The sequence below is a fragment of the Kitasatospora sp. NPDC057015 genome, from assembly GCF_042673745.1.
GTDB lineage: Bacteria > Actinomycetota > Actinomycetes > Streptomycetales > Streptomycetaceae > Kitasatospora.
The window spans coordinates 211,936-227,421 of the sequence record NZ_JBHUSG010000006.1 but is presented as its reverse complement, the minus strand read 5'-3'; the positions used below and the strand labels follow the sequence as shown (position 1 = coordinate 227,421).

Annotated in this window: 13 protein-coding genes; 7 read left to right on the top strand and 6 right to left on the bottom strand. The window is 73.7% G+C overall.

Translation table 11 applies throughout. From position 1 onward, the window contains the following. Window positions 1-50 precede the first annotated feature (50 nt). The gene (locus ACFTWP_RS08655) at window positions 51-1,253 is read right to left on the bottom strand and encodes an amidohydrolase (protein WP_380263512.1); all 1,203 of its coding nucleotides are present in this window, start codon (window positions 1,251-1,253) and stop codon (window positions 51-53) included. A 65-nt stretch (window positions 1,254-1,318) separates the two neighbouring features. Further along, entirely contained in the window at window positions 1,319-2,749 is a 1,431-nt protein-coding gene (locus ACFTWP_RS08650; protein ID WP_380263511.1) for an MFS transporter, read from the bottom strand. 336 nt (window positions 2,750-3,085) lie between these two features. Between ACFTWP_RS08650 and ACFTWP_RS08645 the strand changes: the two genes are divergently transcribed. Both ACFTWP_RS08645 and ACFTWP_RS08640 read left to right on the top strand, forming a co-directional pair. Further along, entirely contained in the window at window positions 3,086-4,093 is a 1,008-nt protein-coding gene (locus ACFTWP_RS08645) for an Lrp/AsnC family transcriptional regulator (protein ID WP_380263510.1), read from the top strand. 178 nt (window positions 4,094-4,271) lie between these two features. Beyond that, window positions 4,272-4,874 (top strand): hypothetical protein, encoded by a 603-nt coding sequence (locus tag ACFTWP_RS08640; protein WP_380263509.1) that lies wholly within the window; start codon window positions 4,272-4,274, stop codon window positions 4,872-4,874. Window positions 4,875-4,946: 72 nt separating this feature from the next. On the opposite strand, the gene ACFTWP_RS08635 is transcribed toward ACFTWP_RS08640, so the two are convergent. Next, window positions 4,947-5,168 carry a hypothetical protein gene (locus ACFTWP_RS08635; protein ID WP_380263508.1) on the bottom strand — a complete coding sequence of 74 codons (222 nt, stop codon included), beginning with the start codon at window positions 5,166-5,168 and terminating at the stop codon, window positions 4,947-4,949. A 113-nt stretch (window positions 5,169-5,281) separates the two neighbouring features. Here ACFTWP_RS08635 and ACFTWP_RS08630 point away from each other — a divergent pair, with 113 nt between their 5' ends. The 3 genes from ACFTWP_RS08630 to ACFTWP_RS08620 are packed head-to-tail and all read left to right on the top strand — an operon-like array spanning window position 5,282 to window position 8,419. Then, entirely contained in the window at window positions 5,282-6,691 is a 1,410-nt protein-coding gene (locus ACFTWP_RS08630) for a hypothetical protein (protein WP_380263507.1), read from the top strand. 52 nt (window positions 6,692-6,743) lie between these two features. Beyond that, window positions 6,744-7,484 carry a hypothetical protein gene (locus ACFTWP_RS08625; RefSeq protein ID WP_380263506.1) on the top strand — a complete coding sequence of 247 codons (741 nt, stop codon included), beginning with the start codon at window positions 6,744-6,746 and terminating at the stop codon, window positions 7,482-7,484. Beyond that, complete coding sequence (locus ACFTWP_RS08620) at window positions 7,481-8,419, top strand: RimK family alpha-L-glutamate ligase (protein WP_380263505.1); 939 nt, start codon at window positions 7,481-7,483, stop codon at window positions 8,417-8,419. Before ACFTWP_RS08625 ends, ACFTWP_RS08620 begins: the two co-directional genes overlap by 4 nt. Window positions 8,420-8,530: 111 nt before the next feature. On the opposite strand, the gene ACFTWP_RS08615 is transcribed toward ACFTWP_RS08620, so the two are convergent. Continuing rightward, the gene (locus ACFTWP_RS08615; RefSeq protein ID WP_380263504.1) at window positions 8,531-9,202 is read right to left on the bottom strand and encodes a TetR/AcrR family transcriptional regulator; all 672 of its coding nucleotides are present in this window, start codon (window positions 9,200-9,202) and stop codon (window positions 8,531-8,533) included. Between the two features lie 136 nt (window positions 9,203-9,338). On the opposite strand from ACFTWP_RS08615, the gene ACFTWP_RS08610 reads away from it, so the two are divergent. Further along, on the top strand, window positions 9,339-10,505 hold the full coding sequence (locus ACFTWP_RS08610) for an FAD-dependent oxidoreductase (protein WP_380263503.1): 1,167 nt from the start codon (window positions 9,339-9,341) through the stop codon (window positions 10,503-10,505). Between the two features lie 64 nt (window positions 10,506-10,569). Here ACFTWP_RS08610 and ACFTWP_RS08605 read toward each other — a convergent pair whose 3' ends face one another. Further along, a complete protein-coding gene (locus ACFTWP_RS08605; RefSeq protein WP_380263502.1) occupies window positions 10,570-11,199 on the bottom strand; it encodes a DUF6304 family protein in 630 nt (209 codons plus the stop codon). A 300-nt stretch (window positions 11,200-11,499) separates the two neighbouring features. Between ACFTWP_RS08605 and ACFTWP_RS08600 the strand changes: the two genes are divergently transcribed. Next, a complete protein-coding gene (locus tag ACFTWP_RS08600; protein ID WP_380263501.1) occupies window positions 11,500-11,856 on the top strand; it encodes a hypothetical protein in 357 nt (118 codons plus the stop codon). A gap of 103 nt (window positions 11,857-11,959) precedes the next feature. Here the strand turns inward: ACFTWP_RS08600 and ACFTWP_RS08595 are convergent, their stop codons facing one another. Next, window positions 11,960-15,415, bottom strand: a complete 3,456-nt coding sequence (locus ACFTWP_RS08595; protein ID WP_380263500.1) for a BTAD domain-containing putative transcriptional regulator — start codon at window positions 15,413-15,415, stop codon at window positions 11,960-11,962. Window positions 15,416-15,486: the final 71 nt, after the last annotated feature.

Genomic DNA, 15,486 nt, shown 5'->3' with positions numbered 1-15,486 from the left:
AGGGGGCGCAGCGACCTCCTCCGGGGTCGACGGCCCGCGGAGTGCGCCGGTCAGACCAGCGCGGCCTGCCGGGGGCGGCGGGCCAGCCGCTCCAGCAGCGAAGCCCGGTGGGTCTCGTCCGCGGCGAGGGCGATGGCGGTCCACGCCATCGCGAGGCCGCCGTCGAGGACGGCCCGGTCGGCGCCGGCACCGGTGCCGTACCGGGTGAAGTCCGGGTGGTGCATGATCGTGTCGCCGGTGCCGTAGCCGATCGCCGGGTGGATGGTGGGGACGAGGTGGGAGACGTTGCCCATGTCGGTCGAGCCGCCGCGCATCCCGGTGGTGGCCGGTGCGACGGTCCGGCCGAGCAGGCCGGCCGCCTCGGTGTAGAGCCGGCTGATCTCCACGTCCTGGCGCAGGTCGGCGTAGTCGTTGCCGACGGTCCGCAGGTCGAGTTCGGCGCCGGTGGCCAGGGCCCCGGCCTCGAAGCAGGCGCGGATCGCCCGCTGGAGCTCGCGCAGGTCCTCGGCGCTCTCCGCGCGGCAGTCGTACGAGGCGGTGGCGCGCGCGGGGATGACGTTCGGCGCGTCGCCGGCGGTGTGGACGACGCCGTGCACCACACCGCCGGGCAGCATCTGCTGTCGCTGGAGGCCGATCGCCACCTGGGCGAGGGTCATGGCGTCGGCCGCGTTCACACCCCGGTGCGGCATCGCGGCCGCGTGCGCCGCCCGGCCGGTGTACGACACCTGCCAGCTGCTGATCGCCAGCGAGGTCATGCCGACGCCGTCCTCGGGTGCGGCGTGGACCATCATCGCGGCCGCGACGTCGTCGAACGCGCCGCCGCGGAGCAGGTCGACCTTGCCGCCGCCGTACTCCTCCGCCGGGGTGCCGAGCAGTTTGACGGTGACGCCGAGCTCGTCGGCGACCTCGGCCAGGGCCAGCGCGGCCGCCACCGAGGCGGCGCCGTTCACGTTGTGCCCGCAGGCGTGGCCGATCCCCGGCAGGGCGTCGTACTCCGCGCAGATGCCGATCACCAGGTCGCCGCTGCCGGCGGTCGCGGTGAACGCGGTCGGCAGCTCGCACACGCCGCGCCGCACGGCGAAACCGGAGGACTCCATCAGGTCGGCGATCTTCGCCGCGGACCGGTACTCCTCGTAGGCGACTTCGGGCTCGGCGTGCAGGCTGTGGCTCAGCGCGAGCACGTCGTCCTGACGGGCGGTGAGTCGGGCCCTGGCGCGCTCGCGCAGCGACTCGGCTTCGGTGGACAGGGACACGGGGGGCCTCCGGGCAGGGGTCGGGGGAGCGGCAGCGGTCGGGGGAGTGGGGGAGAGGGCGCCGGTCACCGGGTGTCCGGCGCGCGGTAGAGCAGCGCCAGTGCGGCGCCGAGGGCGGCGACGCCCGCGGCCAGGGTCCAGGCCGTGGTGTAGGCCCCGACGCCCGGCAGCACCTGGCCGGCGGCGGTGTGCGCGGCGAAGACCGACAGCACCACGGCGGCGCCGATCGAACCGCCCACGTTGATCAGCAGTTCGTTGATCCCGGAGCCGACCGACGTCCGGTCGTGCGGCACCGCCTCCACCGCGAGGGTGCGGGTGGAGTGCTGGAGGAAGCCCGTCCCCACCCCGGAGACCACGCCGAGCAGCAGGAACACCGGGAGTGAGCCGTGCCAGGCGGCCAGGGATCCGTACCCGGCGGCCATCAGCAGCGAACCGATCACCAGCGTGCCGCGGTCGGAGAGCGCCCGGGCGACGGCCGGGCCCGCCAGCGCGCCCGCCGCGAGCGCCAGCATCCCGGGGACCGAGGCGACGGCGATGCCCAGCGGGTCCAGGCCCATGCCGTACCCGGACTCCGCCGCACTCGTCCCGAGGAACACGGCGTTGGCGACCGGGAGCCCGATCATGCAGAACGTGAAGGCCAGGGTCACCACCGAGACCACCGCCACGCCGCGCCGGGCGAACATCCGCACGTCGATCATCGGCTCCGCCGTGCGCCGCTCCACCGCCACCCAGAGGGCGAGCAGCGCGACACCGCCGAGCAGGCAGGCGAGCGTCCGCGCCGACGTCCACTCCCACCCCGGCGCACCGCCCTGCCCGAGTCCGAGCATCACCGCCACCATGCCCGCGCTCAGCAGCACCCCGCCGGCCCAGTCCACCCGGCCGCCCGGCCGGTGTCCGCTCTCCGGCAGCAGCGGCCAGGTCACCAGCATCGCCGCCGACACCGCGACCGCGGGCAGCCAGAGCGCCGCCGTCGGGCTGTCGACGAACCGGGCGATCAGGCCGCTGGACAGCAGGCCCACCGCCAGTCCGGCGACCAGTGCCGTGACCATCAGGCTGACGCCCCGGCGGCCCTCCGCCGCCGTGCCGCGGCCGCGCAGGATCCCCATCAGCAGCGGGAAGAAGCCCGCGAACGCACCCTGCAGCACCTGCCCGACCAGCAGGATCCCGATCGACCGGCCGGCGCCGACCAGCAGCGAACCGGCCAGCACGATCGCCAGATTCCACCGCAGCACCCGGCGGTGGCCGTACAGGTCGCCCAGCCGCGAGAGCACCGGCGTGAACGCCACGCTGGCGAGCAGGTTCGCGATGCTGAGCCAGTTGAGCTGCGCGGCGCTCACGTGCAGGACGGACGTCAGGGCCTTCAGCAGCGGCGACAGGAATCCCTGGGTGATGCCGCTGGTCAGCTCCACGACGGCCACAGCGGCCAGGACGGCTGCGGTCGACAGTGGTCTCGCGCTCTTCCCGGCCACGACGGCCGGCACGGTGGTCTCACTCATACGGGGCGGTACCTGTTCTCGATGGGCGGCCGGGGCCGCCGCGGGGGAGTGGCGGAAACAGGCTGCAAATGTGGACCCCGAGCGAATTTCAGGGCAATATCTTCCTTCCAGATCGGGCGAAAGCAGCACTGGGGCCGTTGTGGCGGCGGAAAACCGGCGTGCGGGACCTCGCCGGAACCGGTGTCGGACACCCCGATGCAGCCCCCGACGCCCCGCCGGTACGCCCTCGGCCCGCCCCTCGGCCCGCCCGACCGCCCCCCGATCAACTCCCCAACCAGCCCCTCGCAGGCCCCTCGCCAGCTCCGAACCAGCTCCGAACCACCCACCGAGGCCCCCATGAGCCGTCCCCCCGCCGAACCCCCACGCCCGGCCTCCGCCTCCGTCGCCTCCCCCACCCCCGTCCTCGACACCATCGACCTCGCCGTCCTGCGACTGCTGCGCCGCCGCCCCCGCGCACCGCTCGCCGACGTCGCCACCGCTCTCGGCATCCACGAACGCACCGTCGCCCGCCGGCTGGACCGACTGACCGCCACCGGGCGGATCCGCTTCACCGCCGTGCTCATCCACGACTTCCTCGGCGGCTCACTGATCGCCGAGCTCGCCGTCCGCTGCGCCCCCGGCCGGCTCCACGACACCGCGCTGGCCCTCGCCCGCCGCTCCGACACGCACTCCGTCGAGGTCGCCACCGGCACCCCGGAGGTCTTCGTGGAGATGGCCGTGCCCGACCAGCGCCACCTGTTGAACGTCGTCGACGGCTCGATCGCCCGGATGGACGGCGTCACCGGCGTGCACTCCCAGGTCGTCCTGCGACTGCTGCTCACCGCCAACGACTGGGCGCCGTTCGACGACGAACCGACCGAGCTGCGCCGCGCCGTCAGCGAGGGCCGGCCGCTGCCCGAGCCGATCGCCGTCGACGAACTGGACGAGCAGTTGGTGGCCCTGCTGCAGGCCGACGCGAGGATGTCGATGACCCGCCTGGCCCGCGAGCTGCGGGTGGGGGAGAGCACCGCCCGCCGCCGGATGGCCCGACTGATGGGCTCGCACATCCTGCACCTGCGGCTGGAGGCCGAACCCGAACTGCTCGGCTTCCCGGTCGAGGCCCGGTTCCGGCTGGCCGCCGCGCCGGAGGAGCGCTCCGCCGTCCTGCGGGCGCTCGGCCGCGAGCCCGCCGTCCGCCACCTCGTCCTCACCACCGGCACCCACAGCCTCCTCGGCTACTCCAGCCACCGCACCCTGGAGGAACTGGACGCCTTCACCACCCGCGCCTTCCGGGACGCCGGCAGCGCGGTCGAGACGGCCCTGCTGATGCGCAGCTACAAGCGCGTCGGGCGGATGGCCGCCTGAATGCCCCGGGCGGCTCCGCCCGTCGGCGGCACCTCGGTGGTCGGGCCCGGCCCGGGCCGTCCGGTCGGATCCCCGCGGTCGTGCGCGACGGCTGTCCTCCCGGCGGTCCGGCTGGCACCATACGTGCGACAAACGTGTGCGACGGCGGCCCGTCGGGCGCCCGGGGCGAGGGGGAGTGATGGGCATCCTGGACGTCGTGGTGGCCGTCGGGTCGGTCGCGCTGCTGCTGCGGGCGCTGGTGCGGCGGGGGCCGACGCCGGGGCCGTTGCTGCTGGCGCTGGTGTTCGGCGGGCTCGGCCTGTGGCGGGGGCTGGGCCCGGGGCCGGGTTGGCTGCTCGGGCCGGCGGTCGGCCTGTTGGGCGTGACGGTGCTGGACTTCGTCGTCGCCGCACGCCTGAGCGCGCGGATGCCCCGGACCGATCCGGCCGAGGTGAAGGAGCAGTTGCTGGCGGACTGTCGCCGTGCCGACGGGCGGCAGCAGTTGACGCTGGCCGTCGCCCCGGGCGGCGCCGTGATGATGGACGGCGTGTGGCCGGACGCCGTCCGGCGGGACGCGGTGATGGTGACCGGCGGCTGCCCGGTCTGCCTGGTCGAGGAGGTGACGGCCGAGCTGGCCGGCCCGGAGGCGAGCGCCCTGGCCGGCTACCGCCGCGACCGGGCCGCCGGTACGAACCGGCTGGTCGTGCTGCGTCGTCGTGGTGACGGCTGGGAGGCGGCCCTGGAGCCGGTACGGGCCTCCTCGCGGCCGCATCGGCCGGCGGGCTGCGCGGTCCACGGCTGAAATCCGGGCCGGCCGATCAGGGCCGGGCCTCGACGGCGGCGGGTGCTCCACCCGGTACGGGCGGGCCGCCGGCTACTGAGGCTCGTACCGCCGCTTCTCCACCACGAGGGGCAGGCCGTCGATCTCGGCGGCCCGCAGTTCGGCCGGGGTCTCGGCGTCCGGGGCGACGGTGACCTCCAGGACGAGCCGGCCGTCGCGGAGCTTGACGCCGATCCCGGTGACGCCGGGCAGCGCCATGATGTGCGGCTCGTTCCTCTTCTGTACCCGCACGGCCTGCTCGTGGCTGGTGTCCATGCCCCTATTGTGCACAGTTTGTATAGATGTCAACCCGCTGGCTCATGTCGTTGCGCGGATCCTTCGTGCGCGGTCCAAGGTGATCCTCGTTGTCCCCGAGAGGAGAACCGAGGATGCCTTCCGTAGAAGAGCTGGTGGCCATCAAGGAGCGGGTCGAGCAGCGCTTTCTCGACCAGCCCGGCGTGACCGGGATCGACGTCGGCTACAAGGTCGTCGGCGGCGAGCGGACCGGCGAGATCGCCGTCCGCGTGTACGTGGCGAGGAAGACCGACGACGTCCCACTCGATCAGCGAGTCCCGCCCGACATCGACGGCGTGGTCACCGACGTGCTGGAACGGACCTACGAGCTGCACGTCGCCGCCCGCCCGCTCGGGGTGTCCCTGCAGTCCGACACGACGCACTACACCACCCTCCAGGGCGGCGTCAGCATGGGCCCGAGCCGAGCGGTCGGCGGCTTCGTCTACGCCGGGACACTGGGCGCCGTCGTCATCGACAACACCACCCAGGCCCATGTGGCGCTGACCAACTTCCACGTCGCCGCCGTGGACTCGACCTGGCAGACGGGCGACCGGATGGTCCAGCCCAGCCGCATCGACACGGGAGTGGTCCCCACCGACGAGTTCGGCGCGATCCTGCGTGCCACCCTGTCGGACGCCGTGGACGGCGCCGTCATCTCCATCGACCCCGGCCGCGCCACCTCGTGCCAGATCGTCGACATCGGCGACGTGCGGGGCACCAAGACCGCGGCCCTCGGAACGGCGGTCCGCAAGCGCGGCCGGACGACGGGCCTGACCTACGGCACGGTGGACGGCATCTCCGCCTCCGTCCGGCTGGACTACGGCGACGGGCTCGGCGTGCACGTCCTGACCAACCAGGTGAGCATCGCCGCCGACACCCCCCGCAACGCGGTCTTCTCCGACCACGGCGACTCCGGCTCGGTCATCGTCGACGACGGCGGCTTCGTGATCGCCCTGTTGTTCGGCGGCTCGGGGTCGAACACCGTGGGCAACCCGATCGCCGCCGTCGAGTCGGAGCTCGACATCTCGCTGTGCGTCGGCCGGAAGAGCATCGTCAAGGACCTGAAGGACGGTCAGAAGGACTTCACCAAGGACAAGGAGCTGCACAAGGACCTCAGCAAGGACAAGGAACTGCACAAGGACCTCGTCAAGGAGAAGGAACTGCAGAAGGAGCTCATCAAGGAGAAGGAGGTCCTGGAGCACAAGCAGCTCAAGGACGTCATCGACGTCCACAAGCCGCCGGAGCTCCCGCCGGGCCTGCCGGGCGGGCCGCCGCCGGTCGGCGCCCCGTCCGCGTTCGAGCAGCGGCTGAGTGCGATCGAGGCCCAACTGGCCCGGCTGAGCACCTTCATCGAACCGGGGCAGCGCCCCGACCTGCGCGGTGCGGCGTTCTCCAACGAACCGCAGGCGCCCGACCCGGGGACCGAGGAGCTGCGCGCGGCGCTGGAGAAGCAGGCGGCGGACGCCGCGGCGGCCAAGGCCGCGTTCGACACGCCCCAGATGTGACCGGCGGGCCGGCGAGACGGGAGAAGGCGCGGTGCTGCTGATCCTCTGCGGGTTGAACGATCCCGGCGCGCTGTGGTTCGCCCGGCGCGTCGCGGCCGACGGCCTGCGCTGCACGCTGCTCCCCACCGAGCTGCTGTCCTTCGCGCGCCGCCGCTCCCACCGGCTCGGCGGCCACCGGAGCGGCGACCCGCACACCGTCATCGAACTGACGGACGGTGCGGTCGTCGACACCGCGGACGTCACCGGCGTGCTCAACCGGACGGTCGCGCCGCCGGCCGACGCCTGGCGGCACGCGCCGGCGCAGGAGCGCGAGTACGCCACGGCCGAGCTGCACGCCTTCTCGCTCAGCTGGCTCGCCGGCCTGCGCTGCCCGGTCCGCAACCGACCCACCCCGCAGTGCCTGGCCGGGCCCGTCCCCGACCCGCTGCGGTGCTGGGCCGCCGCACGGGCGGCCGGGCTCGACTGCGCACCGGTCCGGCTCGGCACCGACCACCCGTGGACGTCCGTCGACGCCGTCCCGGCCGGGGCCGGGCGGGCGCTGCCCCGGCCGACGCGCGCCGTCCGGGCGGTCTGCCTGGACGGACACGTCGTCACTCCGGACGTCCCCCCGAAGGTCGCCGCGGCGGTGCCGGCCCTGTGCGCCGCGGTCGGCGCGGACCGCGCCCTGATCGGCGTCGACTTCCTCGTCGACGGCGACCACTGGCGCTACGCCGGCCTGTCGCCCCTGCCGGACCTCCGGGCCGGCGGGGACGACCTCTACCGGCCGCTGCTCACCGCGCTGGGGCAGCGATGACCACCCTGCTCTGGGGCGTGCCCAGCGAACCTCCGATGGCGATGGTCGCCGCCGCGCTGGCGGCGCGCGGCGCCGAGCCCGCCGTGGTCGATCCGCGCGCCGCCGGCGCGGCCATCGACCTGGCCCTGTCCGGTGCCCACGGCGAGCGGCTGCTCGACGGCGTCCTGCGCCTGGGGGACCGGGTGATCGAACTGGGATCGGTCACCGGCATGTACCTCCGCCCGGTGGAGCCCGCGTTCGCACCCGGCCTCGCACCCGGCGACCGCGTGCGCGCGCAACGGGTGCACGACACCCTGCTGAGCTTCACCGAGCTCGCCGACGCCCTCGGCGGCTGCCGGCTGGCGAACCCGCTGTCGGCCATGGCCTCCAACATGTCCAAGCCGTACCAGGCCCAGCTGATCGCCCGTCACGGCTTCTACATCCCCGCCACGCTGGTCTCGGACGACCCCGACGAGGTCCTCGACTTCGTCGAGCGGCACGGCAGGGTCGTCTACAAGTCGACGAGCGGCATCCGGTCCATCGTCACCGCCTTCGACCCGGTCCGCGACCGCGACCGGTTGGCCCGGCTCCGCTGGTGCCCGGTCCAGTTCCAGGAGCTCCTGGACGGCCCCGACGTCCGGGTCCACACCGTGGGCGACCGGGTGCTCGCGGTCATCCTCGACACCGCCGCCGTCGACTACCGCTACGCCAGGGCGCAGGTCGGGTCGGACGCGCGGCTGCGCCCGCACGCACTTGACGCGGAGCTCGCGGGGCGCTGCGTCGCGCTCGCCGCCGACCTGCGCCTGCCGTTCGCCGGCATCGACCTCAAGGTGATGCCGGACGGGCGGGTGGCCTGCTTCGAGGTGAATCCGTCACCGGGTTTCTCCTGGTTCGAGGCGGAGACCGGGGTGCCCATCGCCTCGGCGGTCGCGGACTGGCTGCTGACCCCGGCCTGAGCGGACCGTCCCGGTCGGGCTCCCGTCCGGCTCGGGCGCTCGCCCGGTGCCGGGAGCGGCCGGGCGGGGAGCGGTGGGCCGCTGGTTCGGGATTCCGGCGGCTTCGGGTGCTCAGCGGGCGGCTTCGATGCCGACCAGGATGAGGTCGATGCCGGCCAGGAACTGCTCGCGGTCGTCGTGGTCGGGCAGCTGCGCCGCCACCTGGTGGAGGAAGGGGTACTCGGCGGGGGCGAGCTGCACCCACCGGTCGGCGACGGCGGCGAGGAAGGCCGACCGGTCCGTCCCGCGCGGCACGAGGCGGGCGCCCGCGGCGTACTGCCCGGCCAGGCCGAGGACGTAGTTGACGAGCGCGGAGGCGCAGTCGAACTGCGCTCGTTCGGGGACGCCGAGTGCCCGGAGCTGCCCGCCGACGCCCTCGAAGATCTGCAGCACCGCCGACTGCCACGGCTCGCGGGAGAGCTGGGTGCCCACCCAGGGGTGCGCGTCGATGGCGTCGAACACTCCGAGGGCGATGGATCGGATCGTCTCCCGCGGCGGCGCGGCACTGACCACCTCGGTCATGACCCCGGCGACGACGTGGTCGGCGGTGGCCGCGAGCAGCTCGTTCTTGTTGGCGACGTGCCAGTAGATCGCCCCGCTCCCCGTCGCCAGGCGCGCCGCGAGGGCGCGGAAGGTGAGGGCGCTCTCGCCGTCGGCGTCGAGGATCTCGATCGCGCTCTCGACGATGCGCTCCTTCGAGAGCGCGTCCGCGCGTCGTTCGGTCCGCTCACTCCTGGTCGTCATGGGCTCCATTTTGACACGTCTGGAACGATGTTCCACACTGGAGTCATGGAACGGCGTTCCAGTCCGCTCGACAGCTCGAAGCCGGACCACTCGAATCCGGACCGCTCGAAGCCGGAAGCTCGAAAGGGAGAAGAACATGACGAAGACACCGAACACCCCGGTCACGATCGTCGGCGCGGGCCTCGGGGGCCTCACCCTCGCGCGCGTCCTGCACGTCCACGGCATCCCCGTCACGGTCTACGAGAGCGACCCCTCGGCCGAGTCCCGCACGCAGGGCGGCCAGCTCGACATCCACGAGGACGACGGGCAGCGCGCGCTCGCGGACGCCGGCCTCACCGAGGAGTTCCGGGCGATCATCCACGAGGGCGCCGAGGCGGTGCGGGTGCTCGACCCCGACGGCGCGGTGCTGCTCGACGCCCCCGACGACGGCGCGGCGGGGCGTCCCGAGGTCCTCCGCGGCGACCTGCGCCGGATCCTGCTCGAATCGCTGCCCGACGGGACGGTGCAGTGGGGCCACAAGGTCACCGGTGTCCGGTCCGTCGGCGACGGCCGGCACGAACTGGCCTTCGCCGACGGCTCGACCGTGACCAGCGGCCTCCTCGTCGGAGCCGACGGCGCCTGGTCACGGATCCGGCCGCTGCTCTCCGACGCGCAGCCCCGGTACGTCGGCACGACCTTCGTCGAGACCTACCTGTACGACGTCGACACCCGGCACCCCGGCACGGCCGAGGCGGTCGGCGCCGGCGCGATGTACGCGCTGACCCCGGGGAAGGGGATCGTCGCGCACCGTGAGGCGGGAGGCATCCTGCACACCTACGTCGAGCTGAACCGCTCCGCCGAGTGGATCGCCGACATCGACTTCACCGACCCCGCCGCCGCACGGGCCCGGGTCGCGGCGGAGTTCGACGGGTGGGCGCCGCACCTCACCGCGCTGATCACCGACGGTGAGACCGCCCCCGTCGCCCGAATGATCCACACGCTCCCGGACGGACACCGCTGGGAGCGCGTGCCGGGAGTGACGCTCCTGGGCGACGCCGCACACCTGATGCCGCCGTCCGGCGACGGCGCGAACCTCGCGATGTTCGACGGCGCCGAACTCGGCAAGGCGATCGCCGCCCACCCCGACGACGTCGAGGCGGCACTGACCGCCTACGAGGAGGCCCTCTTCCCGCGCAGTGAGGCCTTCTACGCGGACGCGCGCGAGATCCTGGACATCTGCCTCGGCGACCGCGCGCCGTTCGGGTTCATCGACTTCTTCGGCGGCGACTCCCAGGCACAGCACGCGGTGCAGGCGCAGTCCTGAGCCGCCACCCGATCGGACGGGTGGCGTCCGACGGCGCCCGCCGGTCGCAGCGGGGCCCGCGGCGCTATTCGAAGTCCGAGCAGCTGAAGATCTCCTGGACGAGGCCCGCCCGCGCCTCCCAGAGGTCGAAAACATCCTGCTTGCCGCGGGCGGCCCGGATTTCCTCCCTGGTGTTCCGGAAACAGGCGAGATCCCCCATGAAACCGAAGCCGGCCGGGGAGTACTCGGAAAGGGAACAGGTCGCGCAGGCCTGTACGGCCGCGCCGTGTTCGCGCGCGCCCTTCCGCAGATCCAGTAGTGCGGATTCGAGATCGCCCACCCGCTCGGTTCCCACGTCACCCTCCGGCAGGGAGAGGCCCAGCGAAACGCCGTGGTCCCCGCCCGTGCTGGTGAACCGCACCGTCATCGGGAGCTTCTCGACCTCCCCGCCGATCCTGACGTCGACGGGAGTCTGCCAGGTGAGGACGTATGCGCGCAGTTCGTTGAACCGGTCCGTCTCGGGCGGCTCCGCGGTCCGCGCCGGCGCACCCACCAGCTCCAGGGCGTCGGGGCTGCGCCCCTCGTACCGGTTCCCCCTGAACTCCAGCCGAAGCAGTTGACCGTCGTTCTCCAAGGTCCCCTGGGTCTCGCCCCATCGATCGGTGACCGTTGCGACCGCGGTCAAGGGCTGCGCGTAGGTGAACGTCTCCTCCATGGGGCCAGTGTGGCCGGTCCGGCGCGCCGGCGAGAGCGGATGCCGGGTCGCTCCAAGGAGATTCCAAGCGGATTCCAAGCCGAGCGGACGGGATTCCCGTCGGGTCATGGGCGGACACGTCTCCATCAGAAAGACGTATCCGAACAGAACCTATTCGCGGGAATTCCCGTGACCTTGGGGCAGGAATTCGGAGACGTACGGGCAGAGGCCGCCGACGGGCTTGGTCGGGCGGGTGCCGGCTTGGTTGGCTGGGCGCCGCCGCCGAACGGCCGGCACTCCTACGAACATCACGAGGCAGCCATGAAGAAGACCACCTGGATCCGGACGATGGGCACGGCGGCCGTCTCGGCAGCGGTCGCCGCCACCTGCCTGATCACCGCCGGGCCGGCGAACGCTGCGACGTCGGGCCAGTTCACGCTCTGCTCCGACGGGTACTTCAGCTCGTACGCCGTCTTCCCGTACCGGCACCTGAGCACCAAGGTCGTGGCGCCGGGCACCTGCAGCACGCTCTACTTCGGTGGCGACGGGACGGAGTACGTCGAGCTCTACGTGGCCGGCAGCGGCCAGGGCATCGGCGGCTTCACCTACCAGCGCGGCGCGGGCACCGGCGTCTCCACCACCGGGAACGCCTCCTCCCCGGGCTACTACCGCTGGTGACACCCCCCGGGCCGGTGCCGTCCACCCGCGGGCGGACGGCACCGGCCCGGAGCATTCACAGGGGCCTGCACGGCCGGCCAGCGGAGCCGGGCCGCGGCGGGCGTCACACGGGCAGCCCCGCGACGGAGGCCTGCGCGGTCGCGGCGAGGTGATCCGCACCCCAGAGCGCGGCGACCCGCTGCGCCCCGGCGAAGGCCTCCTGGGCGGCGGTGGTGTCCCCGAGCAGCGCGTGCAGCTCGCCGAGCGCCTGGGCCAGGGGGCGGGTGCAGAACGCGGTGGTCGCCGCCGAGCCGAGCTGGTCCCTGATCGGTTCGAGCAGGGGGATCAGGCGGGCGGCCGCCCGGCGGTCCTCGAAGAGGCAGGCCAGCCTCGCCCGCGCACCGAGCCGGACACCGTAGAAGTGGTCGCGCGGCGGGTCGCGGTGGAAGCGGACGGCCCGGGCCTCGTCGGTCTTGCCCTGCAGGGCCAGGACCAGGGCGAGCGCCTCGCCGCCGTGCGGCCCCCAGGTCTCGTACACCGTGCGCGTGTGCGGCTCGATCTCCCGCACCCGGCCCTGGTTGAGCCTGATGGTGATCAGTCCGCGGGTGTAGATGTCCGCGCCGTGCCAGGGGTTGTGGCCGCTGAGGCGCTCACGGACCCGAAGGTAGGACGCCTCGGCCTCGTCGAACTCGCCACGCGCGTGGGCGAGCATCGCCAGCGTGGACATGCTCGCGGCCTCCGCCCCCACGATGTGGAAGCGGCGGGCGATGCCCAGTCCCCGCTCACCGTGACGGGCCACGGCCTCGGCGTCGTTGCGGATCGCCGCGATCATCGAGTCGACGTGCTCGCAGACCCACTGATGGGCCGGCAGCTCGTGGCGGCGGACGAGGTCCCGGAGCTCGGACACCACCGCCGAGCAGCGTTGAAGCTGGTGCTCGTGCGGCATCAACTTGGTCATCGTGGTGAAGGCCGCGGCGAGCAGGGCCGGGTCGTCCGCGCGGCGGGCGATCGCCAGTTGCCGCTCCGCCGCCTCGACCACCCGCTCGGAGCCCGAGTCGGCCAGCTCCTCCACGAGTCGTTGCAACAGGCGCGCCACCACGGCCGGTGGCAGGTCCGATCGGGCGAGCAGGCGCTCCAGGGTGTCGACGACGTGGTCGTCGACCGCCCAGTGCCGCCGGGTCAGCCACGGCGTCGGTTCGGTCCACGCGGCGAAGGCGGCCGCCACCAGGTCGTCCCGTCCGACGTCGCGCGCCTCCTGCACCGCACGCTCGCCGGTGTCCTGCGCGGCGCCCACGGAACCTGTCCTGACCTGCGCTCGCATCAACCGGCCGTAGAGGTCGACGAGCCGCTCGGCACGACCCTCCGCGGTGCTGGGGATGCGGTCGGCGACGGTGACGGCGTTGGTGATGAGGTCCACGGCGACGTCGTGGGCGTACCGGCGCTCGGCGCGCTCCGCCGCCCGGACGGCGTACTCGACGGCGGACTCGGCCTTGGCCGGGTCGGCGGACCGAAGGAAGTGCAGGGCCAGGGCGTCGAGATCGTTGGGGTGGAGCCGCTCCATCACCTCGGCGAGCCGGCCGTGCAGCGCGCAGCGTCGCATACCGCTCAGGTCGGCGTAGGCGACGTCCCGCAGGAGGACGTGGGTGAACCGGACACGTCCGGGTGTCGGCTCGGTGAGCAGACCGGCTCCGACGCAGGCCTCCAGCGCGTCGAACACCTGGGCCGGCGTCAGGTCGGCCGCCGCCACCAGGACGTTGACGTCCGCCTCCCGGCCGCAGGCGGCCGCCAGGCGCAGCACGGAGAGCTGAGCGGCCGACAGCGCGGTCAGCCGCAGGCGCAGCACGTCGCGGATGGCCTCGGGCACCTCGGTGACCGCCTTGAGGCTGCCCTCGGCGGCCAGTAGGCGGGCGCTCTCGGTGACGAAGAACGGGTTGCCGCCGGTGCGTTCGGTGAGGGCGGCGACCGTCTCCGCGCCGACGGGAACCCCGCACAGGGTGTGCAGCACCTCGGCGACCTCGGGCGTGTCGAGTCCGCGCAGGTTCAGTCGGTGGGCGGCGAGGCGGGCGAGTTCGGCCTGCAGGGGGCCCAGAAGTGGCCCGGACTCGTCGGGGCGGAAGGCCGCCACCACCAGCACCGGCGCCCGTAGCGAGGCCGCGCGGTTCAGGAGCATCAGGGTCTCGGCGTCGGCCCGGTGGAGATCGTCCATGAAGAGGGCGAGGGGCTGCTCGGCCGCCGCCTTGGCGAGCCAGTGCTGCAGGGCGGTGTGCACCCTGAAGCGGCCGGCGGCCGGATCGGCCGGCACCGGCGTACGGGTGTCGCCCGGGTGCAGGAGGGCGGCCAGCGGTCCGGTGGCGGTGGGGGGTGAGATCCTGGCGAGCTCCCGCAGGGCCTGCACCCACGCCCAGGCCGGGGGAGCGCCCTCGCCCTCGGGGCACTGGCCGGTGATGACGGTCCAGCCCTCGGTGCGCAGCGCGCGCCCGAAGTGCTCCAGCAGAGTCGACTTCCCCGAACCGGCCTCGCCGGCGAGCATCACCACGGCGCCGTGGCGGGCGGCCGAGCGCGCCGCCTCCGTCAGCATCCGCAGCTCAGCCCGGCGGCCGATCAACAGGCCGTCCCCCCGGGCGCGGATCCCGGGCGGCGCGGGGACGGCCGACGGGGTGGGGACGGTCGGCAGGGCGGGGACGGTCGGCGGAACGGGCACGGGATCCGCTCCGGGGCCCGTGCCGGCGGCCGACCGCGGGGCGGAGTGCCCTCGATCGCCGTCCGCCGTCCGGTCCCCGAGCGGGACGGCGCCGCGCTGGTGTCCGAGGGACGGAACCGCCTGGTGGAGGGTCTCGCGCCGGCCCCGCAGGATCGCCTCCTCCAGCTCCAGGAGAGGCTGTCCGGGAGCGAGGCCGACGGCCTTGATCAGCACCGAACGAGCCCGGCGCAGCGCCTCCAGTGCGTCGGCCTGGCGGCCGGTGGCCCACAGGGCCAGGGCGAGGAGCCGCCAGGCGTCCTCCCTCAACGGTGCGTCGCGCACGAGCACTTCGGCGCTGGGAACGACCTCGGTGGCGTGTCCGGCGCTCAGGCCCACCCGGAGGATCAGTTCACGGGCCATGAGGTGCAGCTCGTTCAGCCGGACCACCTCGTCCACGGCCCACGGCTGCTCGGCCCACTCGGAGTAGGCCGAGCCCTGCCACCAGGTCAGGGCCTCCTTCAGCGCCTGCCAGGCGGCCTCGGGCTCCGCGGAGCGTGCCCGGCGGACGGCGGCCTCGAACCGCCACGCGTCCACCGCCTCCTCCGGCACCCGCAGCGCGTAGCCGGGGGGAACGCTCGGCAGTACCCGGGACGCCGTCCTGGGCGGACGCTCGGGCTCCAGGGCGCGTCGCAGGTTGGAGATCAGCGGGTAGAGGGAGGTCAGCGCCCGGTCCTTGACCGTGTGGCGCCACAGGTGGTCGGCGATGCGCTCGGCCGGCACCACACCGCCGCGGGCGATGAGCAACATGGCCAGTACGGCCCGTTGTTGTGGCCCGCCCAGGGCCACCTGGTCACCGTCGGAGTGGGCCTCCACGGGGCCGAGGACGTGCAAGCGCAGCATGGATGAGCAATCTACCGAATGCACGGACGAGCGAATCGCCGGGTCGGGCCGCCGCTTTGTCGCCACGGTGG